The following is a 25,118-nucleotide window of genomic DNA, read 5'->3' as shown; positions in this document are numbered from 1 at the left end:
GTGCAGCGCCACGCCGTTCATGACCGCGGCCATGCCGAACTCGCGCACGCCGTAGTTGATGTGGCGGCCGCCGTTGCCCGCGCCGTCGGCGCCGAAGCGCAGCGCGGGCGTCGAGCTGGTGTTGGTCAGGTTCGAGCCGGTCAGGTCGGCGCTGCCGCCGAGCAGCTCGGGCAGCACCTTGGTGAAGGCCTCCAGCGCGATCTGGCTGGCCTTGCGGCTGGCCACGGTCTCGGCCTTGCTGTGGGCAGCGGCCAGCGTCTCGCTCACGGTCTGCGCCCAGGTCGCCGGCAGCTCGCCCTTCATGCGGCGCACGAACTCGGCGGCCAGTTCGGGGTGGGCGGCACGGTAGGCGGCGAAGCGGGCGTCCCAGTCGGCTTCCAGCTCGGCGCCGCGCGCCTTGGCGTCCCAGGCCGCATAGGCCGGCTCGGGCACGACGAAGGGCTCGTGCAGCCAGCCCAGCGCGGCGCGCGTCAGCTTGATCTCCTCGGCGCCTAGCGCTTCGCCGTGTGCCTTGGCGGTGCCGGCGCGGTTCGGCGAACCCTTGCCGATGGTGGTCTTGCAGCAGATCAGCGTCGGCTTGTCGGCCGACTTCGCCTTGGCGATGGCCGCGCTGACGGCCGCGGCGTCATGGCCGTCGACCGCGCGGATCACGTTCCAGCCGTAGGCCTCGAAGCGCTTCGGCGTGTCGTCGATGAACCAGGGTGCGACGGCGCCGTCGATCGAGATGCCGTTGTCGTCGTACAGCGCGACCAGCTTGGAGAGCTTCCACGCGCCGGCCAGCGCGCAGGCCTCGTGGCTGATGCCTTCCATCAGGCAACCGTCGCCGAGGAAGACGTAGGTGTGGTGGTCGACCACCGTGTGGCCGGGGCGGTTGAACTCGCCGGCCAGCAGCTTCTCGGCCAGCGCCATGCCGACCGCGTTGGTGATGCCCTGGCCAAGCGGGCCGGTGGTCGTCTCGATGCCCGGCGTCACGCCGACCTCGGGGTGGCCCGGCGTCTTGCTGTGCATCTGGCGGAAGCTGCGCAGCTCGCTCATCGGCAGGTCGTAGCCGCTGAGATGCAGCAGCGCATAGACCAGCATCGAGCCGTGGCCGTTGCTGAGCACGAAGCGGTCGCGGTCTGCCCAGTGCGGGTTGGCCGGGTTGTGGCGCAGGTGACCGTGCTGCGGCCCCCACAGCGCCACCGCCACCTCGGCCATGCCCATCGGCGCGCCGGGATGGCCGGAATTGGCCTGCTGCACCGCGTCCATCGCCAGCGCGCGGATCGCGTTGGCCATCGTGGCGGTCGAGGAGGTGGCGATCGGGGAAGCGAGGTCGGCCATGGCGCGGTCGGGAGGAGGTGGGGTCGGGCGGGGAACGGGCATTTTAGGGCCGGGCCGGAACGCGTCCGTATGATCCGCCGCATGCACGGACTGCACCTCACCGCCGACCTGCACGGCGTCGCGCCCGCGTTCGCCGCGCTGACCGACGCCGACGCGCTGCGGCAGTGCTGCCTGGCGGCCGTGGCGGCCAGCGGCCTGGTGCCGGTGGGCGAGCTGTTCCACCGCTTCGCGCCGGCCGGCGACGGCACGCAGCCCAGCGGCGTCACCGGCGTGGTGCTGCTGGCCGAGTCGCACCTGGCCGTGCACACGTGGCCGGAACTCGGCGCGGTGACGCTGGACGCCTACGTCTGCAACTTCGGCGCCGACAATTCGGCGCGGGCGCGCGTGCTGCTCGAAACGCTGGTGCGCTTCTTCGAGCCGCGCGACGTCGAACGCCACGAGCTGCTGCGCGGAGCGCGCGCGCTCATCACCTCGGCTTGACCGGGCTCAAGCCGGCGGGGGGCCTCCGGTGCGACGCTGGAGTCCTGCCGCAAAGGCTTGGAGTTTCGACATGTCCCACCCTGCCCTGACCATCATCCGCGACGAACACGGCGCGCTGTCGGCGATGCTGCGCTCGCTGTCCATGCTGCTGACCGAACACCGCCGGCACGGCTCGCTGCCCGACTTCAGCGTGCTGCGCGCGATGCTGTTCTACGTCGACGAGTTCCCCGAGCAGCTGCACCACACGAAGGAGAGCGAACTGCTGTTCCCCAAGCTGCGCGCGCGCTGCCCGGAGATTGCCTCGGTGCTCGACAAGCTAGACCGCGACCACGCGCGCGGCGAGAAGTCGATTCGCGACCTCGAACACGACCTGCTTGCCTTCGAGGTGCTCGGCGAGTCGCGCCGCGCGGCCTTCGAGCAGGCGGTCGAGCGTTACATCGACTTCTACCTGAGCCACATGCGCGTCGAGGAAGAAGAGGTACTGCCGCTGGCGCTGAAGCACCTGTCCGACGCCGACTGGAAAGAGCTCGACGAGGCCTTCCTCGCCAACCGCGACCCGCTGACCGGCCATGAACCGACCGACCTGTACCGGCCGCTGTTCAGCAAGATCGTGCAGAACGCGCCGGCGCCCATCGGGCTGGGGCCGGCATTGCAGTGAGGGCCGCGCCGTCCTGTCGATAGACTGGGCGGCATGAAAGCGATCATCCTCGCCGCCGGCCGCGGCGAACGCATGCGACCGTTGACCGACCGCATGCCCAAGCCGCTGCTGAGCGTGCGCGGCAGGTCCTTGATCGAATGGCACCTCGCCAACCTGGCGCGCGGCGGCGTGCGCGAGGTGGTGATCAACACCGCCTGGCTGGAGCAGCAGATCGTCGCCGCGCTCGGCGACGGCGCGCGCTTCGGCCTGGCGATCCGCTACTCGCTCGAAGGCCGTGACCATGGTGGTGCGCTGGAAACCGCCGGCGGCCTGAAGAAGGCGCTGCCGCTGCTCGCAGTCGCCGCCGACGAACCCTTCTGGTACGTCGCCGCGGACGTGTTCGCACCGGACTTCGATTTCGGCCCCGAGGCCGCGGCCGCCATCCAGCCGGAGCAGCTCGGCCACCTGTGGATGGTGCCCAACCCGCCGCAGCATCCGGGCGGCGACTTCGGCATCGATGCCGGTCTGGCCACGGCGGCGCGCGAGGGCGCGAGCTTCACCTGGTCGGGCATAGGCCTGTTCCGGCCGGGCTTCGTCACCGAACTGATGGGCGACTTCGCGCTCGGCGCGAAGGCCCGGCTGCGCCCCTACCTCGATGCCGCGATCGCGCAGCGTCGCCTCGGTGCGCAGCGCTGGGATGGCAGCTGGGCCGACGTCGGTACGCCCGAGCGGCTGGTGGCGCTGAACACCACCGGCTGACTCACTCGGCCAGCGGCCGAGTGACGGCGTCGATGCGCGCCAGCCAATCCGGCGTCAGCTGATCGACGACCTGCAGTGCATCGAGGTTGGCCTGCAGCTGCTCGAGCCGCGACGCGCCAGTGATCACCGTGCTGACCTGCGGCTGGCGCGCCACCCAGGCGATCGCCAGTTGGGCGACGCTGCAGCCGAGTTCCTCCGCGATGCCTTCGAGCTGCGCCACCGCGGCATTCTTCACCGGGTCGGTCAGGCCATCGACGAGGAAGCCCATGCCTTGCAGCGCACCGCGGCTGCCCGCGGGCACCCCACTGCGGTACTTGCCGGTCAGCAGGCCCGAGGCGAGCGGGCTCCAGGTCGTCAGGCCGAGGCCGATGGCCTCATACAGCGGCGCGTACTCCTGCTCGACGCGCTGGCGGTGGAACAGGTGGTATTGCGGCTGCTCCATCACCGGCTTGTGCAGGTGGTGGCGCTCGGCGATGTCCCAGGCGCTGCGGATGTCGGCCGCGCTCCACTCGCTGGTGCCCCAGTACAGCGCCTTGCCCTGGGTGATCATGTCGCTCATCGCCCACACCGTTTCCTCGATCGGCGTGTTCGGGTCGGGGCGGTGGCAGAACACCAGATCGACGAAGTCGAGCTGCAGGCGCGACAGCGAGCCGTCGATCGCCTGCATCAGGTACTTGCGGTTGAGCGTGTCGCGGCGGTTGATCGCGTTGCCCTCGCGGTCCAGCCCCCAGAAGAACTTGGTCGAGACCACGTAGTTCAGCCGCGGCCACTTCAGCGCGCGGATCGCCTCGCCCATCACCACCTCGCTCTGCCCGCGCGCATAGGCCTCGGCGTTGTCGAAGAAATTGACGCCGGCGTCCATCGCCGCGGCGAGCATTTCGCGCGCGGCGCGGCTGTCGACCTGGTTGTGGTACGTGACCCAGGAGCCCAGCGACAGCAGGCTCAGCTGCAGGCCGGATCGGCCGAGGCGGCGGTAGTGCATGGCGGTTCCCGGGTGTGGCGTGCGGGCCATGGTAGCGAGCGCCCGTGCTCGCCGCTCGACCGGCATAAACGACCGTTCAACCGTAACGGCCGTGCATTTTTCACGCCGGACAGGGTCAAGGCTTTGATTCGTCGTCGGAACTGGCTAATGTTCGTCGCGTGAACCTGCTCAGTGCCACTCTGACCCTGCCGATGGCCGTGGCCGCCGCCGGCGCCGCCCACTACCTCGCCTCGCGCGCGGTCAAGGCGGTGCTGTGGTCGGTCAAGCCGCTGTCCAGTGGCGAACCGCAGGCCTATGCCTACGAGCGCGATGTCTGGCGCACCGCCGAGACGCAGGTGCTGCAGGTGGTCGGCGCCGTGCTGGCCTCGGGTGTGGTGGTCTGGGCCGGCGGCGTGCTCGGCATGAGCTGGCTGGTCGCGCTCGGGCTGATCGGCTGGGTCGGCGCGCTGGCGCTGGACCTGCGCCGCTGGGAACGCGTGGCGGTCAGCGCCAACAACCTGTGGTTCCAGCGGGGTCTCGGCCAGAAGGTGCATCAGGTCGACTACGAGAACATCCGCGACGTCCACATCGAGGAGAAGGACACCGGTGGCTTCACGCTGCGCCGCGGCACGCACAACCGCGTCTGCCGGCTGCAGGTGCGCATGAAGGACAAGCGGGTCGTCGCGCTGCCCAAGACCGATGCGCACAGCGGTCTGGGCGATGTCGAGGAAGTGGCCAACCAGTTGCGCCAGCGCCTGCGCCACCTGGAGGACCGCGCTGCGGTGAAGCGCTCCGAGGATGCCGCGCACCAGGCAGTGCAGAAGGCCGCGCAGGAACCTGCCGCTGGCGACGACGACATCCGCCGTGCGCTGCGCAAGCTGCGCGCCGGTGCGCTGGCGCCCGACGCGCCCAAGGCCGTCAAGCTGCGCGGCGATTCATGAGCGACGAGCGGTCGCTCGCGACGGATCGCCGCGGCGCGGCCGCCCATCCCCAGCTCTGCGCGGGCCGCCGTGCCCGCCTGGCCGAGGCCATGGCCCGCCTCGGTGGTGGCGTGGCGGTGCTGCCCACCGCGCCGGAGCGCCAGCGCAACAGCGACAACGACCACCCGTTCCGCCACTGCAGCCACTTCCACTACCTGACCGGCTTCGACGAGCCGCAGGCTTGGCTGCTGCTCGAAGCCGACGGCCGCAGCACGCTGCTGTGCCGTGAGAAGAACCTCGAGCGCGAGATCTGGGACGGCCACCGCGTCGGCCCCGCAGCCGCACCGGCCGCGCTGGGCGTGCACGAGGCGCACCCGGTCGACGCGCTCGACAAGATCGCCACCGACAAGCTGGCCAACGCGCCTGCGGTGTGGTTCCCGTTCGGGGTTCACGAGGGACTGCAGGCGCGCATCGACGGCTGGCTGGCCACGCTGCGCGAGCGCGAGCGCCTGGGCGTGCAGCCACCGCAGGCGCAGCGCGACCTCACGCCTGTGCTGGCCGAGATGCGCCTGCTCAAGGACGAGCACGAACTCGGCACCATGCGCCGTGCCGCGCGCATCTCGGCGCAAGCCCATGCGCGGGCGATGCGCTTCAGCGCCGCGCACTTCCGCTCGACGCAAGGCCGTGGCCTGCCCGAGTACATGATCGAAGCGGAGTTGCTGCACGAGTTCCGACGTCACGGCGCGCAGTCGCCGGCCTATGGCTCGATCGTCGCCGCCGGCGCCAATGCCTGCGTGCTGCACTACGCCGCCGGCGATGCCGAGCTGCGCCCCGGCGAGCTGTGCCTGATCGACGCCGGCTGCGAACTCGACGGCTACGCCAGCGACATCACCCGCACCTTCCCGGCCGACGGAAGCTTCAGTGCGGCGCAGCGCGAGCTCTACGATGTCGTGCTGGCGGCGCAGGAAGCCGCGATCGCCGCGACCCGCCCCGGCGCGCGCAAGCAGGACGCTCACTGGGCCGCGGTGCGCGTGCTGGCGCAGGGCATGCTCGACAGCGGGCTGCTGAACCGCGACAAGGTCGGTGACGTCGAATCCGTGATCGACAGCGGCGCCTACCGCGCCTTCTACATGCACGGCACCGGCCACTGGCTGGGCCGCGACGTGCACGACGTGGGCGAGTACCTGTCGCTGGACGAGGCGCCGGTCGAACAGCCCGACGGCATGGGCGGCCGGGTGGTCAAGCGGCCATCGCGGGTGCTGCAGCCGGGCATGGTGGTGACGATCGAACCCGGCCTCTACGTGCGCCCGGCCGAGGGTGTGCCGGAGCGCTTCTGGCACATCGGCATCCGCATCGAGGACGATGCGGTGATCACCGACAACGGCTGCGAGCTGATCAGCCGCGACGTGCCGGTCGCCCCGCGCGAGATCGAGGCGCTGATGCGCGGCTGAGCGCATCGGCCGCGCGCAGCGCTTCCAGCCGCTGCGAGACACGCTGCATCGAGTCCCTGACCTGGTCCAGCTCGGCATCGCTGCTGCCCGCCACCATCGCACGCACCACGTCGGCCTGCGCGGCCAAGGTCTGCTGCGCCAGCGCCTGTCCGTCGGCGGTGAGATGCAGGCGCTTGATCCGCGCATCGGCGGCATCGGCCTCACGGCGCACCCAGCCGCGCGACTCCATCTGCGCCAGCAGCATGCTGATGCCGCTCTTGGCGACGAAGCAGCGCGCCGCCAGCTGCTGCTGCGTGATGCCGGGTGCGGTCGCCAGGTTGGCCAGCACCTCGTGCTCGGCGATGCGCACGCCGAGCTCGGCCATGCGCGCCGTCATCACCGCATCGCACAGGTTGTAGGCGCGCACGACAGCGAGCCAGGCCTGCGTGCCGTGCGGCGAGGAGGGTGTCTTGGCGGCGCGCGAGGTGGCCATGCGATTCAGGGATAATCGTTCAGTCTTGAACTATACTGTTCAACATTGAACCAATTCTACGCCACCATGAACCTCTACCTGCGACTGCTGTGGACCCTGCTGCGCGCCTGGCGTGCGCCGAGGCTGGCGCCGGGCGACACGCTGGAGCGCACGCTGCGCGTGCTGCCCAACGACCTCGACGTCAACGGCCACATGAACAACGGCCGCTACCTGACCGTCATCGACCTGATGCTGGTCGAGTACTTCGTGCGCTCCGGCTTCGCGCAGGCGATGCTGCGCCGCGGCTGGCGGCCGATGGCCGGCGGCTCGTTCATCACCTACCGCCGCGGGTTGAAGCCGTTCGAGGCCTACACGCTGCGCTTCCGCCTCGACGCCAGCGACGACCACTGGAACTACATGCGCTTCGAGTTCGTGCGCGGCGAGCGGGTCTGTGCGGCCGGCTACATGAAAGGCGCCGCGGTGGCGCGTGATGGCCTGGTGCCGAACGCGACCTCGTACGCGGCGATGGGCCTCGCGCCGCTGCCGCATCCGCTGCCCGCGCCGGTGCGCGACTGGCTGGCGGCCGAACACGGTGTCATGCAGGCAGCCTGGTGAAGGCCGCGCGGGTCTGCGCCGCGGCCCGCGCGCCATGAAAGAAGGCCTCCTCGAACACCGAGTAGCCGGACAGGTCGGCATGCGCGAAGCGCACACGGCCGCCCGGCTCGGCCAGCGCCTGCAGCGCCGCATGACCGCGCAGCCCCGGCAGCGGGATGCTCATCGCGTGCCCATAGCGCATCAAGTCGACCTGGCGAACGTGGCGCGGCAGATCGGGGTGGGCGATCGCCAGGTCGGCGAGAACACGCGCAGCCCAGGCCTCGGCGCTGTCGTCGAGCAGGCTGCGGCGCGCCGCCACGGCCTGCGAGGCGTCGCTTCCGCCCAGCGCCCAGTAGGCGGTGAACACCGTCGGCCCCGGGTGCGGGCGCAGGCTCTGGTGCATCGCGTCGACATAGCCCAGCGCGGCGCTGCTGCCGCCGTAGATCACGTTGTCCCAGGCCGGCGGCGCGCCGCCGCGGTCGATCGGCGGGCGTTCGCAGTGCAGGTTGGCGACCAGCCAGGGCGCATGGCGCATCGCACCCACCGCAGCGGCCAGCGCCGGCGGTGGTGACTCGAACAGGCACAGCGCAGCGAACAGCGGCAGCGCCAGTACCACCTGCGGCGCGATCCAGCGTTCGATGCGCTGCGCACGCTGGTTCCACAGATCGAGCTCGACCACGTCGCGCCCTTCGTGCAGGCGCAGCGCCACGCAACCGGTGTGCAGCCGGTCGCGCAGTGGCGCGGCAAGCCGCGAGGCCAGCCAGCCGTTGCCTTCGGGCCAGGTCAGCACGCCCTCGCGTTCGTCCTCGCCCTCGCCCGGTGCGTGGAAGCCGTGCCGGCTGGCGAAGTAGTGCAGCCCGGCCCAGGCCGAGACCTGCGCGCTGGTGGCGCCGTAGTCGTCGCGGCAGCAGTAGTCGAGGTACCAGCGCAGCGCCGGGGCATCGAGGCCCTCGTTCGCCAGCCAGGCGGTGAATGTCTGTGCGTCGAGGGCGGCGAGTTCGGGGGTCCAGTCCGCGCGCGCGGTGGGCATGCGGAAGGCGCCGCCCGCGCCGATGCGCTCGACCGCCGCCGCGAAACGCCGGTACTGCGTCAGCGTGCGTTCGCGCTCGGCACTCGGCAAGGCATCGACGGGCGGCAGCAGGCCGTCGTTCCAGTGCCCGGCTATGAAGAGCCGCTCCTGCGGGCTGTGGCAGAGGTGCCTTTCGTCGTAGACCACACGCCCGGCCACGATGCGGCGCAATCCGAGCTCGTCCAGCCACTCGGCGACTTCGACCGCGTGCTCGCCCGGTACCGGCAGGTAGTGCGCCCCGAGCGGGCAGCCCATGCCGGCCATCACGTGGCCGCGGCTGTTGCCGCCGGCGGCGTCCTCGAGTTCGAGCACATGGACGTCGTCGATGCCGAGGCGCGTCAGCCCGCGTGCCGCCGCCAGGCCGGCGATGCCGGCGCCGACGATCAGCACGCCCACACGCTTCGTCAGCGCAGGCGCGCCGATCGAACCGCTCTTCACCTCGCGCAGCCGGTGGCCGCGCACGTGCCCGGCGCCCACCCAGCGTACGGTGTAGGTGCCCTGCGCGTCGCGCGAACACCCGAGCAGCGATGCGCTCGCCATCGCGGACGCTCCGGCCAGCCAGCCGCGCCGCGTCAGGCCTGCGCTCACTGTTGCACCTTGCCCCACTCTTCCTCGAACAGGTGCACGAGGCGCTGGTTGGAGAGCAGGTTCGGCTCGGCCGGCACACGCGACATGTCGGGCGGGAAGTGGAACAGCGCCGGCAACCCGGCCAGGTCGAGGAAGCGCAGGCCGCCCGGCAGTTCGGTGGGCCATCGCCAGGGCCGCCGGCTGGCCAGGATGAAGCCCCACTCGCCGAAGCTCGGCACATGCGCGTGGTACGGCGTGGCGGTCAGGCCCACGCTCTCGATCGTCGTCGCCACCGTCCAGTAGCTGCGCCGCGCGATCAGCGGCGAGGTGGTCTGCACCACCGCGTAGCCGCCGGCGGCGAGGTGCTCATCCAGGCGCTGGTAGAAGGTGGTGGTGTAGAGCTTGCCGATCGCGAAGTTGGTCGGGTCGGGGAAGTCGACCACGATCACGTCGAAGTGCTCCGGGTTCTTCTCCAGCCAGCCGAAGGCGTCTTCGTTGACGATGCGCAGCTTGGGCGACTGCAGCGCATCGCGATTGAGCGCGCGCAGCATCGGCGCGGTGGAGAACAACTGCGTCATGTGCGGGTCGAGCTCGACCAGCGTGACCTGTTCGACGCCGGGGTACTTCAGCACCTCGCGCACCGCCATGCCGTCGCCGCCACCGAGCACCAGCACCTTCCTCGGCGCACCGTGCGCGGCCATCGCCGGGTGCACCAGGGCCTCGTGGTAGCGGTGCTCGTCGCGCGAGTGGAACTGCAGGTTGCCGTTGAGGAACAGGCGCACGCCGCCGTGGCCCGAGGTCACCACCACACGCTGGTAGGCGCTGCTCTCGGCATAGACGATCGCGTCGCCATAGAAGCGGTCCTCGGCCCAGCGGGTGATGCCTTCGGCGCCGGCGAAGGCGGCGGCCAGCGTCGCCACCGTCAGCACGCAGGCCAGCGCGTGGGCTGCGAGGCCGCGCAGCTCGGCGCGGAACAGCCACAGCGCCCACAGCGCCACCGCGGCGTTGAGCAGGCCGAAGAACAGGCCGGTGCGGATCAGCCCGAGCTGCGGCACGAGCACCAGCGGGAAGGCGATCGCCACCGCCAGCGCGCCGAGGTAGTCGAAGGTCAGCACCTGCGAGACCAGGTCCTTCAGCGCGTAGCGGGCGCGGAAGTGCTGCTTGAGGATGCGCATCACCAGCGGGATCTCCAGCCCGACCAGCGTGCCCACCACCAGCACCAGCGTGTACAGCGCGAAGCGGAACGAGCCGGCGGCGACGCTGTGCAGCGCGAACAGCGCCGCCGGCATCAGCCCGCCGATCAGGCCGACGAGCAGTTCGATGCGCAGGAAGTTCGCCACCAGCTGCCGCTCGACGAAGCGCGACAGCCAGGAGCCCACCCCCATCGCGAACAGGTAGGTGCCGATGATGGTGGAGAACTGCAGGACCGAGTCGCCCAGCAGGTAGCTGGCCAGCGCACCGGCTGCCAGCTCGTAGAGCAGCCCGCAGGCCGCGACGACGAAGACCGAGGCGAGCAGCGCGACTTCGGCCGGGCGGATAGCCTCCGCCGGCGCCGCGCCCTCGGCATCAGCCATGGATGGCGGCGGCGACGATCTGCCCGATCGAGATCGCCGTGGCGCCGACGACGATGGCCAGCGCGACGTTCTTCTTCTCGACGATCTCTTCCCACAGGTTGTAGGGCGTGAGCTTGTCGACGATCACGAAGCAGAGCCAGAACACGCCCACGCCGATGAAGGCGTAGAGCATGGAGCCGAAGAAGACCCCGGGCTTGAGCCACTCGATACCCATCATGTCGCTTCTCCTCGTTGCTGCCTGTATGCCGAACCGTCTACTTGTGGCCGCCGCCGCTGGACCAGCCGCCCCACGAACCGCCGCCGACCCGCCCGCCGCTGCTGCCCGCGCTGCGCAGGCAATTCTGGTACTCGGCCGAGGCCTCGCCGAAGGTGGCGCGCACCTGGCTGCAGTCGCGGCGATCATCGTCGCAGCGGAACAGCATCAGCAGCACCACGATCACGAACACCCAGAAGAAGGCCTTGCCCAGCAGCGAAGCCGCGTTGCCCGAGGTGGGCAGGGCATCACGCTGAAACGAGGCCTTCTTGTCGGGCGCGAGCTTGAAGGCCTTCAGGACCGCGTCGGCGGCAAGCGTCTCGCCGGCCGACCAGACGATCTCCTGAGCGTCTTCGCTGCCGGTGCGTTCGCGGTTGATGCGCCGCGCGCTGAACGCACCGGTGCCGATGTAGTCGGTGTTGTAGGTGCGCGCGTCGCGCTCGAGCTTCCAGTAGAACTCGCCCAGCACGTAGGTGGCCATGCCGGTGTAGTCGTACAGCTTGCGATAGACCACGCCCTGGTACTTGACGCCGTCGCCGGCGCGCTCGGGCACGCCGGTGATCGGTGCCGTCCAGCTCCAGCCGTCCTGCGCGTCGACGAGGAAGGCGAAGCCCTCGGTGCGGTGGTACAGCAGGTACTCGCGCCAGAAGGTCTGCTCGTCGTCGCCGGTGTCGACCTCGCAGCGCTCGGCGTAGCCGACCACCTGCCAGGGCAGCGCCTTCTTGTCGCCCGGCTTGAGCGCCAGGGCCAGCGTGCCGGTGCTGCCCAGCTGGATCAGCGGCTCGCTGCCGTTGGCCTGCGCATAGTGCTGCAGGTCGCCGCCCACGCCCTGCGAGACGTCGACCACCGCATGGCAGTTGTGGCAGACGATGGACTGCGTGGTCGAGAGCTTGACCTCCAGCGCCGTGCCGCAGCTCGGGCATTCGACGCCACGCGCCTTCAGCGTCTTCTCGCTGGACTCGGCCAGGCCGGTCATCGCCAGCTCACTGATCGCCACCGATTGACCGACCGACCACTTCGGTGCGAGCGGGTCGCCGTAGTCCAGCGTCGCCACCTCGCCGCGCGGGTTGCGCAGGTCGGCGACGACGAAGCCGCGTTCCAGGTTGGGCTTGAAGGGCAGTTCGCCCTGTGCGGCGATCAGCTTGGCAGCCGACACCGACGCGACCGACCAGGCCATGCCCGCGACCCGCAGCGTCTGCCCGGCACGCAGTGTTTCCGCGGCCGGCGCCTCGCCGTTCAGCGCTGCGTCGAACGAGAAGACGTAGCGGCCGTTGTCCTCGCTGAGCCAGCCGGAACGGCCGTTGTCGAACAACGCATGCCACTCGTTCCAGGTGCCTTCGGCGTAGCGGTACTGCAGCCGGCCAACCAGCACGAACGCCGCGCCCTGGTGGCGGCCGGCCGCACCGAGCTGCAGCGGCGAATGGTCGTCGAACAACTCGGCACTCTGGCCGATGCGGCGCAGCGCTTCGCCGTCGCGCACGATGCTGCTGCGGCAGAAGCTGCAGACGGCGAACGCCGATGCGGCCGAGCGGAACTCGACCGGCGCGCCGCAGTTCGGGCACGCTGCGCGGTAGCCGCGCTGCGGGCTTTGCTCGGTGGCCACGCGAGCTCTAGACGAGCTTCTTCAGCAGCTCGGCCTTCTTGGCGTCGAACTCGTCCTGCGTCACGATCCCTTTGGCCTTCAGGTCGGCCAGCTTCTCCAGCGTGGCCATCACCTCGTCGGGCTTGACGCCGACCACCGGCGCCGCGGCTGCGGCACCCGCCGCGCCCGCACCTTGCAGGCCCTGCGAGAGCTGCTGTGCCATCACCTGACCCAGTGCCACGCCGGCACCGAGGCCCATCGCATCGCCGACCACGCCGCCGCCACCCGCACCGGCGGCACCCTCGGCGAACTTCGGAATCGCCTGCGCGGTCTGGTACTGCATGAACTTGCCCATGTCGCCGCCGACCATGCCCATGCCGATCTTCTGGTCGAGGATCTTCTGCAGTTCCTCGGGCAGCGAGACGTTCTGCACCGTCACTGCCTCGAGCTTGAGGCCGAGCTTCTCGAAGGCCGGCGCGGTGGCCTGCTGCAGTTGATTGGCGAACTCGATCTGGTTGGCGGCCAGGTCGAGAAAGGCGATGCCGCTGCTGGCCACCGCGTCGGAGATGTGCTGCAGCATGGTCGCGCGCAGCTGGCCGTCGAGCTCGGCGACCGTGTACGCGTCGCGCGTGCCGGAGATCTCGGTGTGGAAGGTCTTCGGGTCGGCGATGCGATAGGCATAGTTGCCGAAGGCGCGCAGGCGCACGGCGCCGAAGTCCTTGTCGCGTATGGTCACCGGCTGGGTGGTGCCCCAGCGCTGGTCGACCTGCTGGCGCGTGCTGAAGAAGTACACGTCGCTCTTGAACGGGCTCTGGAACAGCTTGTCCCAGTTCTTCAGGTAGGTCAGCACCGGCAGCGTCTGCGTCGTCAGCTTGTACATGCCGGGGCCGAACACGTCGGCCACCTTGCCTTCGTTGACGAACACCGCCATCTGCGATTCGCGCACCGTCAGCGAGGCCCCGTTCTGGATCTCGCGGTCGGCCATCGGGAAACGCCAGGAGAGCGTGCCGTCGCCCGCCTCCATCCACTCGATGATGTCGATGAACTGTTTCTTGACGAAATCCATCAGCGCCATGTGGCCCTCCCAGGTCAACCGTCGACGAAATCCGGCGCAACGCACCGGGGTGCGCGGATCATAGTGCCGCGGAACGCGATCCCAACAGCAGCTCACGCTCGGCTTGCGCGAGCGTGGCAGCCATGTCGGCGGCAAAGCGATCGTGCAGGCGGAAGGCCCGCTCGACGTCGCCGTCGATCGACGAGATGCGCACCAGCACGCCATCGCGCCCGATGCGTTGCCAGGCGCGGCGCAGGCGGTCGGACCAGCCTTGTTCCTGACTCAGGACGGCCTCGCCGCCGACCACCATCCAGTAGGTGATGGGCTCGGGGCGGCCCGGCATCTGCGCCAGCAACCGCGTGATCGGCAAGGGACCGCTGCCAAGATCGACGGACGCATGCGCCAGGTCGCCAACGCGGAAGCCTGCGGCGCGGTAGCAGACCTCGGGGCGGTGCAGCTGCATGCCCGACGATTGCGCGCCCAGGTAGGCAACGGAAAGCATGACACGGGCACCACGCGCATCGAGGAAGCTGCGCTCGAGCACCTGGTCGAGGAAGCCGACCTGCCGGCCGCGCGCATCGGCGGCGCGCACGTAGACGGCCGCCTCGCGATCGATCGACCAGTCGCCGAAGCGGTCGGGCAGGAGATGGTCGAGCGCGACCCGTGGCGGCGTCGTCCCCGGGCGGGGCGGCTGGCGGACCCACAGGCCTGCGGCGGCGGTCGCGCCCATGGCCAGGGCGATGGCGGTCGCGGAACGGCGGCCGGCGTTCACGAGGGCGCTCCGGTGCGCGGCAACAGCCGGCCGAGCAGCGCATCGACGGCCATCACCAGCGCCAGCGCCACCAGGAACAGCACCATGCCGGCAAAGCCGTGCAGGAAGCCCTGGCCGGCCGCGTCACCGAGGTGGTAGGTCACCAGTGCCAGCACCATCACCCGGACCACGTTGGCGCAGAAGGCGATCGGCACGACCAGCACGGCGAGCAGCACGTTGCGCAACTTCGAGGTGTGGTTCATCAGGCTGGCGTAGAGCAGGCCCATCGCCTCGAGCGTGAACATGGTCTGCAGGCCGGCGCAGGCTTCGTTGACGAGCAGCTGGTATTGGCCGATCGTGATCACGACGCCGGACAGGCCGATCGGGTAGCCGATCACGCCGAGCAGCTGCGCCGCGATGTAGGACACCGCCTCCTTCATCGGCCCGGTCACCGCCAGCACCAGCGAGAACGGCAGCGGCACGGCAAAGAGCGTGAAGAAGAAAGCGAACCACACCTTGCGCAGTGCCGGCACGCCCTTGAAGTACAGCAGCAGCGCCGCCGGCAGCATCAGCATCGACACCAGCTCGAAGCGGAACACGCCGAACAGACGGCCAGTGAGGTGCAGGAGCAGCGCGGCCGCCAGCAGCAGGCCACCGGCCAGGCGTGCCGGCGGCGCGTCGAGCGCCGCGATGGCATCTCGCCGGCGCCAGATCAGCCAGGCGGCGATGCCCAGCACCAGTGGCTCATGGCCCTGCGTCTCGCGCGACCAGGGGCCTTGCGCCCAGTCCCAGGCCAGCGGCGCGGCGATCAGCAGCAGCCCGGCCGCGAGGATCATCGCCACGGCCGGCTCGATGCCGAGCCAGGCGGCGCGGCGCGGCGCGGCCGTGCTCAGCCCCGTCGTCGAGGTCATGGCGCCGAGGCGGACTTCGCGGCCGGCTTGGCGAAGTTGCCCTGGTACTCGATCTTCGCGGCTGCGCGCATCTGCTTCATCGCGCCGGCAACCGCTTCGCCGCGTCGCGAGTTGGCCAGGTAGGCAGCGATCGCCCTGTCGGCATCACGACGATCGATCGGCGCCTTCTGGGCATGCAGCAGGGTGTAGATGCGGGCCGTTCCGCCCTGGGCGAACACCGTCGATTGCCCCGCCTCCAGCGGCGCGAGCCGCTCCAGCAGCGACAAGGGAAGGTCCTCGGCAGCTTGCGCCATCGCGCGCGACTGGTGACGCAGCCCCGAGCGTTGCAGCAAGGCGGCGACCTCGTCGGCCGAGGACGTCTCGGCCAGCTTGGCGGTCAGCGCGGCGATCGCCTCAGGCGCCCCCTCGGCGGCGGACTCCTGGACCGTATAGAGCCGCCGCTGCGCGAAGAGCTGCGGTTTCTGTTCGTAGTATCGATCGACCTCGTCGCTGGACACGCCGGACACCTTCTCGGCGACGGATTCCTGCCAAGCCTGCGCGAGGATCTCGCGCTTGGCGGCCTCGAGCCGTTGCACGACGCGAGGATCCTTGTCGAGCGAGGCCGAGCGAGCCGCCTGCGCGGCGAGTTCCTGGTCGATCAAGCCCTCCAGCACGCGGGCCGAAGCATTGCCCCCGTCGACGGCGGCCAGTTGCGGTTGGCGCTGCAGCACCACCTGCAGTTGATGCACGGAGATCTCGCCCTGGTTCACCGTGGCGGCAATCTGCGTGTCCGACTTGCTGCGCTCGCTGCCTCCACAGCCCGCCAGCATCAGCGCAGCGACCAGAACAGCCACGCCGCGGGTCGGCGTGAACAAGGCAGAAAGCAGGCTGAGAGAGTGCACGTGCGACGACATGTTCGGTGCGAGTCGGTGAATCGCGGGAGGCTACCCGAAGGTCGGCGCCCAGGAGCACAACCCGGACCGGCACGCGGTGTTTCCGTGACGGGCTGCGCGCCGCGCCGGCCCCGCATCGTGGGGGTCCGAAATGAGAAGCGGGCCCGAAGGCCCGCGTTCTCTCTGGCAGTTGTGACGGTGAGCGCTTCAGCTCTTCTTGCGGCGGCGCGCCACGCCGGCCACGCCGACCAGACCGAGCAGCATCATCGCGTAGGTCGCGGGCTCCGGAGCCGGTGAGGCGATCGGCGCCGAACGCGTGGTCACGATCTCGCCGACGTAGCCGACCGGCGCATTCCACCAGCCATTGGCCGTGCGACCGACCGTCGAGGCCACCGCCAGCGTGTAGGTGCCCGCAGCGAGTGCGCCGAAGCTGAACGTGTTGAGGGGCCCCCACGCGCCGCCGGTGCCGTTGATCAGACCACCGGTGGTCTGGCCGCCACTGACACCACCCGCGAACAGCGAGAAGCCGGTGACGTCGATCGACAGCGAGGGCGACAGATCCAGTTCCAGCGTGCCGCCGAACGAGTCGGCCGCCGACGTCAGAGAAAAGCTGTAGCAGTCCAGATAGGACCCGGCGCGGCTGAAGCTCTCGCCGAACCACGAAGCCCCCGGCGGGCCCATCGTGCCCAGACCGTAGCCACCACTGCACACGGCTGCCATGCTCGGCGCCGACAACGCCACTGCGAACGCCGCTGCGACGTGTTTGAGTTTCATACGACCCCCTTGATGTTCCTGATCTCGACTGCACCGCCATCGGCACAGTCACTTGCATTCACTAGCGCAGTGATGGTCCAGCGAACAAGTCGCTAGCACCATCCCGCGGCCACGGGGTAAATGCGGCAAGATTGCGGAGGAACTGCACACGAATGTGTCCCATGCCCACGCCTTCGTCCTCAACGCACACCCGCCTGGCGATCGTCGGCGCCGGCCCGGTCGGTCTCGCCCTGGCGCTGGATGCGGCACGGCGACTGCCGGATGCCGACATCAGCCTGTTCGACAGCCGCCCGATCGAGAAAGATGTCACGAACGACCCTCGGACGCTGGCACTTTCGCTCGGCAGCGTGCAGTGGCTGCAGCGTCTCGGCGCGTGGCCGAGCGAGGGCGTCCAGCCAATTCTCGAGGTCGACGTGTCGCAACAGCCGCCGTCCGCGCCAGCCCTGCTGGCCGATTGGCTCGGCGAGCCGGCGGTACGCATCACGGCGCAGGAGCAGGCCGTCCCCATGCTCGGCGTCGTCTTGAGCTACGGCCGTATCGTGAGCACCTTGCAGAAGGTCTGGATGGACCTGCAGGCCGCACAGCCGCAGCGCCTGCACACCCGCTTCGACACCGGCGTGGCCGGGCTCAAGCAGCTTCCCGGGGGCGTCGAGATCGATGCCGGCATTGCCGAGCGCCATGACCTGGTGGTGGTCGCCGAGGGCGGCGTATTCGCCGACCAGGCACGCAAGGCGATCAGCCGCGACTATCACCAGTGCGCCTGGGTCGGCACCGTCGAACTGCCGCGGCACGCGCCGGCCGGTGTCGCGTACGAGCGCTTCACGCGCCATGGGCCGGCCGCGCTGCTGCCGCTGCCCGACGGGCGCGCATCTCTGGTGTGGTGCGTGAACAGCGACGACGACCCGGTGGCCGGGCTCGACGATGCGCAGCGTCTGGCGGTGCTGAACACCATCTTCCCCGACGCCGTTCTGCCGCTGCGGTCGGTCTCGCCGCTGAAGCGCTTTGCGCTCGGCCTGAACGCCGAACGCACGATGACCGAGGGCCGCGTGGTCCGCATCGGCAATGCCGCACAGACGCTGCACCCGGTGGCCGGCCAGGGTTTGAACCTCGGCCTGCGCGACGCCGCCGAACTGGTCAACCTGCTTCGACGCGGCGGCGACATCGATTCGGCGCTGCGCCAGCTCGAATGGCAGCGCGGCCCGGACCGCTGGGCGCTGATCGCCACCACCGACTTCCTGGCGCGCAGCTTCACCTGGGTGCTGCCCGGTGCCGGTGCGGCGCGCGGGCTCGGCCTGGCGGCGCTGCAGCGCCTCGGGCCGCTCAAGTCGGCACTGGCGCGGCAGATGATGTTCGGCCGGCGCTGAACGGCGGAAGCGCCGAAGTCGCTCAGGCTTCGAGCTTGAGGAACAGGTCGCGGTCGGGCGCGAAGTTGGCGTACAGCGGCAGCAGCGCGCCGCCGATGGCGCGGGCGTCCGAGCCGATCGTGCCGGGCAGAACCGCGGGCCGTTCGAGGCCCTCCCAGCTGTGGCCATCGAGCGCAGCCGCGACGCTGGCGATCAACCGCTCGCGCAACGAAGCGTCGAACGAGCCGTCGATGATCACGCCTTCGAGGTCGAGCAGCGCAGCGGCAGTGTTGATGGTCAGCGCGATCGCCGGCGCGGCATCCCGCAGCCAGGCCTCGGTGGCTGCCAGCCAGGGGGGCTGCAGTGCACGGGCGTCGACCGCCGCGGCGGCATCCAGGCCGCGGGCGAGATAGAGCGACTCGAGGTTGAACAGCGAGGCCACGCTGAGCAGTTGCGGCGGCCGGCTGCGCGCATCGCCCCGTCCCAGGCCGAGGGGCATCGAGCCGACCGCACCGGCATTGCCATGCACGCCGCCACGCAGGTGGCTGTCGAGGACCAGCCCGCCGCCGATGAAGGTGTCGACGAAGACGTAGAGGAAGCTGCGGATGCTGCGGCCGCGGCCCGCGACGAGCTCGGCGACACAGGCGGCCGCGGTGTCCTTGACGAACTCCACCGGCAGGTCGGTCATGGTCGAGACACGCTCGCGGATGTCGATCGCCGCCCACTTCGCCGCCTGCTCGGGCGCGATGCCCAGCAGTTCCTGCCAGCCGCCCAGCGACAGCGGCGCCGCCACGCCGACGCCATGCAGCCGCTCGCGCAGCGTAGCCGGCAGCGACTTGCGCAACTGCGCCAGGCGCACGTCGATTTCGCCGAAAAGCGTCTCGGAGTCGGGGAAGGCGTAGCCCAGCGACAGCCGTTCGCGTACCTGGCCGGCGAAGTCGACCAGCAGCATGTCCATGCTGCGCCGGCCGATCTTGATGCCGATCGAGAACGCGCCATCGGGGTTCAGCGCCATCGGCACCGAGGGCTGGCCGACCTTGCCGCGCACCGGGTCGAGCTTGCGCACCAGGCCGTCGGCCTCGAGCCGGGCGATGATGATCTGCACCGTCTGCGCGGTCAGGTGGGTCAGCCGGGCGATCTCCGCCTTCGGCAGGCTGCCGTGCAGGCGGATCGCCTGCAGCACCACACGCTCGTTGAACTGGCGCATGCCGGCGTGGTTGGAGCCACGCGGGCGCAGCCGCGCGTCGCCACCAGCGTGGGAGCCGCTCATCACGGCCTCAGCGGCTCGGCGATCACGCCCTTCTTGAACAGGAAGTTGGCGTAAGCCTGCAGTTCACCGGTCTGCACGATGGCGAACGCCTTGCGCGCGCGGTCGTAGAAGGCGAAACGTTCCATGGCTTCGAATTGTGCGGCCTGCGCATCGCCGCTCGCGACAGCGCGCTCGACCACCTCGCGCTGCAGCGCCGAGCGGTAGTCGGGCGCTGTGCCGCCGACATGCATGTAGGCGCACGGCCGCTCCTCGTACTGGTCGAGCGGGAACACCGAGAGCACCGCGGCGCACAGCTCGCCCATGCCGATGCCCGGCATCTGGAGCACCGGCTTGCCCCGGCCCAGCGACTCCGCGGTGAAGTTGGCGTCGGCCAGCACGATTTCGTCGCCATGGCCCATCTCGGCGAGGATCTTCAGAAGCTGTGGCGACAGCAGCGGGTTGATGCCCTTGAGCATGGTCGTTTCCTGCTTTCAGTGCGCCAGGCACTCGGCGGGGATCTTTTCGGGCGGCATCGCGCCGGTCATCACCGCCACGGTGTCGCTCATGCTGATCGTCTTCGGGTTGAGCACGGCGGCACGCCGGCCGAGCCGGGCGACGTGGATGCGGTCGGCGATCTCGAACACATGCGGCATGTTGTGCGAGATCAGGATGACCGGCAGGCCCTTGTCGCGCACGCGGCGGATCAGCTCCAGCACCATGTTGCCCTCTTTGACGCCGAGCGCCGCGGTCGGCTCGTCGAGGATGACCACATGCTCGGCGAAGGCCGCGGCACGCGCCACGGCAACGCACTGGCGCTGGCCGCCGGACAGCGTCTCGACCGCCTGCGTCATCGAGCGGATGCCCACCTTCAGGTCGTTCATGCGCTCGATCGCGATCTCCAGCATCTTCTGCTTGTCGAGCATGCGCAGCACGTTGCCGGCAAAGCCTTCGCGGCGGATCTCGCGGCCGAGGAAGAGGTTCTCGGCGATGGTCATCGCCGGCGCCACCGCCAGGTCCTGGTAGACCGTCTCGATGCCTTCTCGGCGAGCGTCGATCGGGCCCTTGAAGTGGATCGTCTTGCCGTCGAGCTGGATCTCGCCCTCGTCGGGAATCGTCGCCCCCGACAGGCACTTGATCAGGCTGGACTTGCCGGCGCCGTTGTCGCCGATCACCGCCAGGATTTCGCCGGCTCGCAGTTCGAAGTCGGCACCGTCGAGCGCGGTGACCTGGCCGTAGCGCTTGACCAGGCCACGGGCACGCATCACGAGTCGAGTCGAGGTCATTTCAGCGCCCTCCCTTGCGAGACAGTTGGTCGACCGTGACCGCCAGGATCACCAGGATGCCGGTGATCAGCACCTGGTAGACCGACGACACGCCCATCAGCGTCAGGCCGTTGCGCAGCACGCCAACGACGACCGCGCCGATCAGGCTGCCAAGCACGATGCCGCGCCCGCCGAACAGGCTGGTGCCGCCGAGCACCACCGCGGTGATCGCATCCAGCGCCTCGGTCTGGCCGGCGTTGGGGTCGCCGACGCCGGTGCGCGCCACCGACAGCAGCGAGGCGATGCCGTAGAACACGCCCGACAGCGCGTACACGCCGAGGATCACCCGCTCCGGCGGGATGCCGACCAGGCGCGTCGCCTCCGGGTTGTTGCCGACCGCGTAGACGTGGCGGCCCGAGGCCGTTTCGCGCAGCCAGAACCAGACGCCGAGGTAGAGCAGGATCATCAGCACCGTGCCGTAGGCGACGTTGGCGCCGCCCAGCGTGAAAGTGCTGCCCAGCCAGGTCATCAGCTCCGGCACTTCGGTCACCGTCTGCGCACCCGAGTAGAGCTGGGTGATCGCGAAGGCGATGTTGAAGACGCCGAGCGTGACGATGAACGGCGGCAGCTTGACGCGGGTGACGAGCAGCCCGTTGACCACGCCGAACAGCGTTGTCACCAGGATGCCGGCGACGATCGCCAGCGGCGCCGGCACGCCGAGGTCGGCAGCGAACTTGGTCATCACGATGCTGCCCAGCGCCATGATCATTCCGCACGACAGGTCGATGCCGGCGGTCAGGATGATCAGCGTCTGGCCGATGGCGATCACGCCGACGACCATCACCTGCTGCAGGATCAGCGAGAAGTTCTCGGCGCTGAAGAAGCGCTCGGTCGTGACGCCGAAGATGGCGCAGGCGATGATCAGCGCGATGAAGGGGCCGAGCTGGCCAATGGGCGGCAGCTTGCTTTTCAGCGAATCCATGCGAGGGCTCCTGGTGGGGCGATGCGACGGCTCGCCGGGGCGGCGCGCGCCCCGGGGTTCAGCTCGGCAGCGCCGGGTGGCGCGTCAGCTTACTTCTTGCCCCAGCACAGGTCGGTGCCGGTCTTGACGTCCTTGCTGTCGACGCCGGCCACCGGCTTGGCGGCGATCAGCGTGACGCCGGTGTCGGTGTAGCCCGAGACCTTCTTGCCGCTCTTGGCGTACTCGATGCCGGCCTCGACGCCCATCGAGGCCATCTTCAGCGGGTACTGCTGGCTGGTCGCGGCAATCACGCCGTCGCCGACGTTCTTGACGCCCTCGCAGCCACCGTCGACCGAGACGATGATCACGCCCTTCTCCTTGCCGGCCTTCTTCAGCGCGTTGTAGGCACCGGCCGCAGCGGGCTCGTTGATCGTGTACACGAGGTTGACGTCGGGCACCTTCTGCAGGCAGTTCTCCATCGCCGTCTGGCCCTTGGCGCGGTCACCGAAGCTGTCGGCCATGCAGGCCACTTCGGCCGGCTTGGCCAGCTCGTTGTTCTTGGCGTCGAAGCTCTGCAGGCCCATGCCCTGCAGGAAGCCGTTGTGGCGCTGCGCGCCGACCGGGTGGCCGGGGAACAGGTCCAGCGTGACGATCTTCGCCGGCTTGCCCGCCAGCGCCGCGCGGGCGTACTGGCCGATCAGCACGCCGGCCTTGTAGTTGTCGGTGGCGAACAGGGCATCGGTGGCGTCGGCCGGGTCGGTCGGGCTGTCCAGCGCGATCACCATCACGCCCTTCTCGCGTGCCTTCTTGATCGCCGGGATGATCGCCTTCGAGTCGCTCGGTGTGATCAGGATGGTCTTCGCACCGGCGGCGATCATGTTCTCCATCGCGGTCACCTGGCCGGCGTTGTCGCCGTCGGCCTTGCCGGCACCGGACAGCAGCTTGGCGCCCTTGGCCTTGGCGGCCTCGGTGGCGCCTTCCTTCATCTTCACGAAGAAGGGGTTGGTCTCGGTCTTGGTGATCAGGCCGATGACGGGCTGCGCCTGCGCGTGGGCGATGCCGGCAGCGGCGAACAGGGCGGCGAACAGGGTGGTCTGCTTGAAGATCAGGGTCACGTTTTGTCTCCTCGTTGGTCTGGGGTGGTGACGGTTGAATTCTGGGTGACGCCAATTAATAAATCAAGTTGATTGATTAATGGAAAACCCGGATGCGGCGGCGGCCTGGCCGCGTGATGCTTGGCGCCGCCTCGTGTGCCCCTCCCGGCGCACCGAACCCCAGGAGAAGACGATGTTCGTGGTCTGCGGAGAAGCCCTGTTCGACGTGTTCGCCACCGCCGACACGCCCACCGGCATGGCGATGGACGCCCGTGTCGGCGGCTCGCCCTTCAACGTCGCGGTCGGCCTGGCCCGGCTGGCGCAGCCGGTGGCCTTCCTGTCGCAGGTGTCGAACGGCTTCCTCGGCGAGCGGCTGATGAAGACGCTGGCGGCCGAGGGCGTGAACACGGCGACCGTGCAGCGCTCGGAAGCACCGACCACGCTGAGCCTGATCGGCCTCGATGCCCAGGGCGTACCTTCCTACTCGTTCTACGGCGAAGGTTGTGCCGACCGGCTGCTGACGGAAGACGCGCTGGCCATGCTCCCGGCGGGCGTGAAGGCAATCAACTTCGGCTCCTATGCCACCGTGGTCGGGCGCACCGCGCAGACGCAGCGTGCGCTGGTCGAGCGCGAGCAGGGTCGCGCACTGATCGCCTACGACCCGAACATCCGCCTGAACGTCGAGCCGGTGCTGGACGTGTGGCGAACGCAGATCGACTGGATGCTGCCGCGCACGCAGCTGCTCAAGGTCAGCGACGAAGACCTGCGTCTGGTCTGGCCGGGCCTCGCGCCGGCGGACTTCGCCGCGCGCGCGCTGGCACAGGGCGTCAAGCTGGTGGCGGTGACGCGCGGTGGCGAGGGCGCCAGCGCCTGGACCGCCGGCGCCTCGGTCGAGGTGCCGCCGGTGCCGGTGAAGGTCATCGACACCGTCGGCGCCGGCGATACCTTCCAGGGCGCGCTGCTGACCTGGCTGGCCGAGCGCGATGCGCTGTCGGCCGCGGCGCTCGCGGCGCTGTCGAAAGAAGCGCTGGCCGACGCGCTGGGCTTCGCCGCCCGCGCCGCCGCGATCACCTGTTCCCGCCGCGGCGCCGACATGCCGCGCCGCGCAGAGCTCTGACACCGTGACCAACGTCAATCCGACGCGGCGCGTGGCCCATACTCGCCGCGCATGTCGACGCTCGTCTTCCTGAAGCTGCTGGCCATCTTCGTGGTGGTGGCGCTGGGCTGGGTGGTGGGCAAGGCGCGCTGGCTCGGAGAGAACGATCCCGCGCGTGTGCTCGCCAACGCGGCCTACTACATCTTCGTGCCGGCGCTGCTGTTCCGCACCACCGCACGCATCGACCTCGCCGCCATGCCCTGGGGCACGGTGGTCGCCTTCTTCGTGCCGGTGCTGGCGCTGCTGGTGGGTGTGTACGCCTGGGAGCGCCGCGCCAACCGCGGCGGCGCGTTGCCCACCGCAGCGCCGAGCGTGCGCGCGATCTCGGCCACGTTCGGCAACTCGGTGCAGGTCGGCATCCCGTTCGCGGCGGCGCTGTTCGGCGAAGCGGGCCTGGCGATCCACGTCGCGCTGGTCAGCCTGCACGCACTGACGCTGCTGACCGTGCTGACCGCGCTGGTCGAGCTGGACCTGGCGCGCGAGCGGCGCACGCTGGGCCACTCCAACGCCCACCTGCTGACGACGCTCGGCCGCACGATGCGCAACACCATCATCCACCCGGTGGTGCTGCCGGTGCTGGCCGGGCTGGCCTGGAACTTCGCCGGCGTGCCGCTGCCGGCGATCGCCGACGAGATCCTCGCCACCCTGGCGCAGGCGGTGGTGCCGCTGTGCCTGGTGCTGATCGGCATGTCGCTGGCCTACTACGGCATCCAGGGCGCGGCGCGCGGCGCGGTGATCGTCACGGCGCTCAAGCTGCTGGTGCTGCCGGCGATGGTGCTGGCGGTGGCCCGGCTCGGCTTCGGCCTCGCCGGCCTGCCGCTCGCGGTGGTGGTGATGATGGCTGCGCTGCCGGTGGGCAGCAACGCGCTGATCTTCTCGCAGCGCTACGCGGCGCTGGAAGCGGAGGCCACCGCCGCCATCGTGTTCTCGACGGTCGCTTTCGTGCTGACTGCCTCGTTCTGGCTGGCAGTGCTGGCCTGGCTGGCCTGAGCGGCGGCACGGGCATGCGGGGATAATCTCCGCCATGACCTCCGCTGACCTGCAGGCCACCGTCGCCCACATGGGCGTCGCCG

26 protein-coding genes are annotated in these 25,118 nt (G+C 69.9%); 9 read left to right on the top strand and 17 right to left on the bottom strand.

The genetic code is table 11. From position 1 onward, the window contains the following. A partial coding sequence (locus tag AAG801_RS23335; RefSeq protein ID WP_341890508.1) for a transketolase occupies nt 1–1,320 on the bottom strand: 1,320 nt, incomplete at its 3' end. An 81-nt stretch (nt 1,321–1,401) separates the two neighbouring features. On the opposite strand from AAG801_RS23335, the gene speD reads away from it, so the two are divergent. From speD to murU, 3 genes are all read left to right on the top strand, one after another. Then, entirely contained in the window at nt 1,402–1,800 is a 399-nt protein-coding gene (gene speD, locus AAG801_RS23330) for an adenosylmethionine decarboxylase (RefSeq protein ID WP_341890507.1), read from the top strand. Nucleotides 1,801–1,870: 70 nt separating this feature from the next. Next, nucleotides 1,871–2,458, top strand: coding sequence for a hemerythrin domain-containing protein (locus AAG801_RS23325; protein ID WP_341890506.1), 588 nt, complete (start codon nt 1,871–1,873; stop codon nt 2,456–2,458). 33 nt (nt 2,459–2,491) lie between these two features. After that, nucleotides 2,492–3,196: an N-acetylmuramate alpha-1-phosphate uridylyltransferase MurU gene (gene murU, locus AAG801_RS23320; RefSeq protein ID WP_341890505.1), complete on the top strand. Its 705-nt coding sequence runs from the start codon at nt 2,492–2,494 to the stop codon at nt 3,194–3,196. A 1-nt stretch (nt 3,197) separates the two neighbouring features. Here the strand turns inward: murU and AAG801_RS23315 are convergent, their stop codons facing one another. Next, entirely contained in the window at nt 3,198–4,178 is a 981-nt protein-coding gene (locus AAG801_RS23315) for an aldo/keto reductase (RefSeq protein ID WP_341890504.1), read from the bottom strand. Nucleotides 4,179–4,336: 158 nt separating this feature from the next. Between AAG801_RS23315 and AAG801_RS23310 the strand changes: the two genes are divergently transcribed. Both AAG801_RS23310 and AAG801_RS23305 read left to right on the top strand, forming a co-directional pair. Next, entirely contained in the window at nt 4,337–5,098 is a 762-nt protein-coding gene (locus AAG801_RS23310; protein WP_341890503.1) for a hypothetical protein, read from the top strand. Continuing rightward, nucleotides 5,095–6,528, top strand: a complete 1,434-nt coding sequence (locus AAG801_RS23305) for an aminopeptidase P N-terminal domain-containing protein (RefSeq protein WP_341890502.1) — start codon at nt 5,095–5,097, stop codon at nt 6,526–6,528. Before AAG801_RS23310 ends, AAG801_RS23305 begins: the two co-directional genes overlap by 4 nt. Here AAG801_RS23305 and AAG801_RS23300 read toward each other — a convergent pair. After that, nucleotides 6,473–7,000 (bottom strand): MarR family transcriptional regulator, encoded by a 528-nt coding sequence (locus AAG801_RS23300; RefSeq protein ID WP_341890501.1) that lies wholly within the window; start codon nt 6,998–7,000, stop codon nt 6,473–6,475. The genes AAG801_RS23305 and AAG801_RS23300 overlap by 56 nt on opposite strands. A gap of 66 nt (nt 7,001–7,066) precedes the next feature. Here AAG801_RS23300 and AAG801_RS23295 point away from each other — a divergent pair, with 66 nt between their 5' ends. After that, a complete protein-coding gene (locus AAG801_RS23295; RefSeq protein ID WP_341890500.1) occupies nt 7,067–7,594 on the top strand; it encodes a thioesterase family protein in 528 nt (175 codons plus the stop codon). On the opposite strand, the gene AAG801_RS23290 is transcribed toward AAG801_RS23295, so the two are convergent. The 9 genes from AAG801_RS23290 to AAG801_RS23250 all read right to left on the bottom strand — a co-directional run bounded on the left by AAG801_RS23290 (nt 7,575) and on the right by AAG801_RS23250 (nt 16,980). Then, a complete protein-coding gene (locus AAG801_RS23290; protein ID WP_341890499.1) occupies nt 7,575–9,182 on the bottom strand; it encodes an FAD-dependent oxidoreductase in 1,608 nt (535 codons plus the stop codon). The two genes, AAG801_RS23295 and AAG801_RS23290, sit on opposite strands and share 20 nt — an antisense overlap. A gap of 44 nt (nt 9,183–9,226) precedes the next feature. Beyond that, a complete protein-coding gene (locus AAG801_RS23285; protein WP_341890498.1) occupies nt 9,227–10,783 on the bottom strand; it encodes a polyamine aminopropyltransferase in 1,557 nt (518 codons plus the stop codon). After that, entirely contained in the window at nt 10,776–10,997 is a 222-nt protein-coding gene (locus AAG801_RS23280) for a DUF350 domain-containing protein (protein ID WP_341890510.1), read from the bottom strand. Before AAG801_RS23280 ends, AAG801_RS23285 begins: the two co-directional genes overlap by 8 nt. 40 nt (nt 10,998–11,037) lie before the next feature. Further along, nucleotides 11,038–12,639, bottom strand: coding sequence for a DUF4178 domain-containing protein (locus tag AAG801_RS23275; RefSeq protein ID WP_341890497.1), 1,602 nt, complete (start codon nt 12,637–12,639; stop codon nt 11,038–11,040). Nucleotides 12,640–12,646: 7 nt separating this feature from the next. Continuing rightward, the gene (locus AAG801_RS23270) at nt 12,647–13,693 is read right to left on the bottom strand and encodes an SPFH domain-containing protein (RefSeq protein WP_341890496.1); all 1,047 of its coding nucleotides are present in this window, start codon (nt 13,691–13,693) and stop codon (nt 12,647–12,649) included. A 58-nt stretch (nt 13,694–13,751) separates the two neighbouring features. After that, entirely contained in the window at nt 13,752–14,444 is a 693-nt protein-coding gene (locus tag AAG801_RS23265) for an exosortase C-terminal domain/associated protein EpsI (RefSeq protein ID WP_341890495.1), read from the bottom strand. After that, nucleotides 14,441–15,334, bottom strand: coding sequence for an exosortase B (gene xrtB, locus AAG801_RS23260; protein WP_341890494.1), 894 nt, complete (start codon nt 15,332–15,334; stop codon nt 14,441–14,443). Before xrtB ends, AAG801_RS23265 begins: the two co-directional genes overlap by 4 nt. Continuing rightward, nucleotides 15,331–16,227 carry an EpsD family peptidyl-prolyl cis-trans isomerase gene (locus tag AAG801_RS23255; RefSeq protein WP_341890493.1) on the bottom strand — a complete coding sequence of 299 codons (897 nt, stop codon included), beginning with the start codon at nt 16,225–16,227 and terminating at the stop codon, nt 15,331–15,333. Before AAG801_RS23255 ends, xrtB begins: the two co-directional genes overlap by 4 nt. Nucleotides 16,228–16,413: 186 nt before the next feature. Beyond that, entirely contained in the window at nt 16,414–16,980 is a 567-nt protein-coding gene (locus AAG801_RS23250) for an FxDxF family PEP-CTERM protein (RefSeq protein WP_341890492.1), read from the bottom strand. Nucleotides 16,981–17,141: 161 nt separating this feature from the next. Here AAG801_RS23250 and AAG801_RS23245 point away from each other — a divergent pair, with 161 nt between their 5' ends. Continuing rightward, nucleotides 17,142–18,344 carry an FAD-dependent monooxygenase gene (locus AAG801_RS23245; RefSeq protein WP_341890491.1) on the top strand — a complete coding sequence of 401 codons (1,203 nt, stop codon included), beginning with the start codon at nt 17,142–17,144 and terminating at the stop codon, nt 18,342–18,344. A gap of 22 nt (nt 18,345–18,366) precedes the next feature. Here AAG801_RS23245 and AAG801_RS23240 read toward each other — a convergent pair whose 3' ends face one another. The 5 genes from AAG801_RS23240 to AAG801_RS23220 all read right to left on the bottom strand — a co-directional run bounded on the left by AAG801_RS23240 (nt 18,367) and on the right by AAG801_RS23220 (nt 22,883). After that, the gene (locus AAG801_RS23240; protein ID WP_341890490.1) at nt 18,367–19,593 is read right to left on the bottom strand and encodes an ROK family transcriptional regulator; all 1,227 of its coding nucleotides are present in this window, start codon (nt 19,591–19,593) and stop codon (nt 18,367–18,369) included. Then, nucleotides 19,593–20,048: an RbsD/FucU domain-containing protein gene (locus AAG801_RS23235; protein WP_341890489.1), complete on the bottom strand. Its 456-nt coding sequence runs from the start codon at nt 20,046–20,048 to the stop codon at nt 19,593–19,595. Before AAG801_RS23235 ends, AAG801_RS23240 begins: the two co-directional genes overlap by 1 nt. A gap of 15 nt (nt 20,049–20,063) precedes the next feature. Further along, entirely contained in the window at nt 20,064–20,855 is a 792-nt protein-coding gene (locus AAG801_RS23230) for an ATP-binding cassette domain-containing protein (RefSeq protein ID WP_341890488.1), read from the bottom strand. 1 nt (nt 20,856) lies between these two features. After that, a complete protein-coding gene (locus AAG801_RS23225; protein ID WP_341890487.1) occupies nt 20,857–21,816 on the bottom strand; it encodes an ABC transporter permease in 960 nt (319 codons plus the stop codon). A gap of 89 nt (nt 21,817–21,905) precedes the next feature. Next, complete coding sequence (locus AAG801_RS23220) at nt 21,906–22,883, bottom strand: sugar ABC transporter substrate-binding protein (protein WP_341890509.1); 978 nt, start codon at nt 22,881–22,883, stop codon at nt 21,906–21,908. 199 nt (nt 22,884–23,082) lie between these two features. On the opposite strand from AAG801_RS23220, the gene AAG801_RS23215 reads away from it, so the two are divergent. Both AAG801_RS23215 and AAG801_RS23210 read left to right on the top strand, forming a co-directional pair. Further along, nucleotides 23,083–24,006, top strand: a complete 924-nt coding sequence (locus tag AAG801_RS23215; RefSeq protein WP_341890486.1) for a carbohydrate kinase — start codon at nt 23,083–23,085, stop codon at nt 24,004–24,006. Nucleotides 24,007–24,057: 51 nt separating this feature from the next. Next, the gene (locus tag AAG801_RS23210) at nt 24,058–25,035 is read left to right on the top strand and encodes an AEC family transporter (RefSeq protein ID WP_341890485.1); all 978 of its coding nucleotides are present in this window, start codon (nt 24,058–24,060) and stop codon (nt 25,033–25,035) included. Nucleotides 25,036–25,118 lie beyond the last annotated feature (83 nt).

The sequence above is a fragment of the Variovorax sp. YR752 genome, assembly GCF_943372545.1.
Note: the sequence above shows the minus strand (reverse complement) of the source record. Positions and strands in the feature narration are given on the sequence as shown.

Coding starts and splice junctions, on each gene's coding strand:
- AAG801_RS23250 (WP_341890492.1), bottom strand. CDS start 16,980: ATGAAACTCAAACACGTCGCAGCGGCGTTCGCAGTGGCGTTGTCGGCG.
- AAG801_RS23215 (WP_341890486.1), top strand. CDS start 23,083: ATGTTCGTGGTCTGCGGAGAAGCCCTGTTCGACGTGTTCGCCACCGCC.
- AAG801_RS23245 (WP_341890491.1), top strand. CDS start 17,142: ATGCCCACGCCTTCGTCCTCAACGCACACCCGCCTGGCGATCGTCGGC.
- AAG801_RS23315 (WP_341890504.1), bottom strand. CDS start 4,178: ATGCACTACCGCCGCCTCGGCCGATCCGGCCTGCAGCTGAGCCTGCTG.
- AAG801_RS23300 (WP_341890501.1), bottom strand. CDS start 7,000: ATGGCCACCTCGCGCGCCGCCAAGACACCCTCCTCGCCGCACGGCACG.
- murU (WP_341890505.1), top strand. CDS start 2,492: ATGAAAGCGATCATCCTCGCCGCCGGCCGCGGCGAACGCATGCGACCG.
- AAG801_RS23235 (WP_341890489.1), bottom strand. CDS start 20,048: ATGCTCAAGGGCATCAACCCGCTGCTGTCGCCACAGCTTCTGAAGATC.
- AAG801_RS23210 (WP_341890485.1), top strand. CDS start 24,058: ATGTCGACGCTCGTCTTCCTGAAGCTGCTGGCCATCTTCGTGGTGGTG.
- AAG801_RS23325 (WP_341890506.1), top strand. CDS start 1,871: ATGTCCCACCCTGCCCTGACCATCATCCGCGACGAACACGGCGCGCTG.
- xrtB (WP_341890494.1), bottom strand. CDS start 15,334: ATGACCTCGACGACGGGGCTGAGCACGGCCGCGCCGCGCCGCGCCGCC.
- AAG801_RS23285 (WP_341890498.1), bottom strand. CDS start 10,783: ATGGCTGATGCCGAGGGCGCGGCGCCGGCGGAGGCTATCCGCCCGGCC.
- AAG801_RS23240 (WP_341890490.1), bottom strand. CDS start 19,593: ATGAGCGGCTCCCACGCTGGTGGCGACGCGCGGCTGCGCCCGCGTGGC.
- AAG801_RS23290 (WP_341890499.1), bottom strand. CDS start 9,182: ATGGCGAGCGCATCGCTGCTCGGGTGTTCGCGCGACGCGCAGGGCACC.
- AAG801_RS23305 (WP_341890502.1), top strand. CDS start 5,095: ATGAGCGACGAGCGGTCGCTCGCGACGGATCGCCGCGGCGCGGCCGCC.
- AAG801_RS23270 (WP_341890496.1), bottom strand. CDS start 13,693: ATGGCGCTGATGGATTTCGTCAAGAAACAGTTCATCGACATCATCGAG.
- AAG801_RS23225 (WP_341890487.1), bottom strand. CDS start 21,816: ATGGATTCGCTGAAAAGCAAGCTGCCGCCCATTGGCCAGCTCGGCCCC.
- speD (WP_341890507.1), top strand. CDS start 1,402: ATGCACGGACTGCACCTCACCGCCGACCTGCACGGCGTCGCGCCCGCG.
- AAG801_RS23295 (WP_341890500.1), top strand. CDS start 7,067: ATGAACCTCTACCTGCGACTGCTGTGGACCCTGCTGCGCGCCTGGCGT.
- AAG801_RS23230 (WP_341890488.1), bottom strand. CDS start 20,855: ATGACCTCGACTCGACTCGTGATGCGTGCCCGTGGCCTGGTCAAGCGC.
- AAG801_RS23280 (WP_341890510.1), bottom strand. CDS start 10,997: ATGGGTATCGAGTGGCTCAAGCCCGGGGTCTTCTTCGGCTCCATGCTC.
- AAG801_RS23255 (WP_341890493.1), bottom strand. CDS start 16,227: ATGTCGTCGCACGTGCACTCTCTCAGCCTGCTTTCTGCCTTGTTCACG.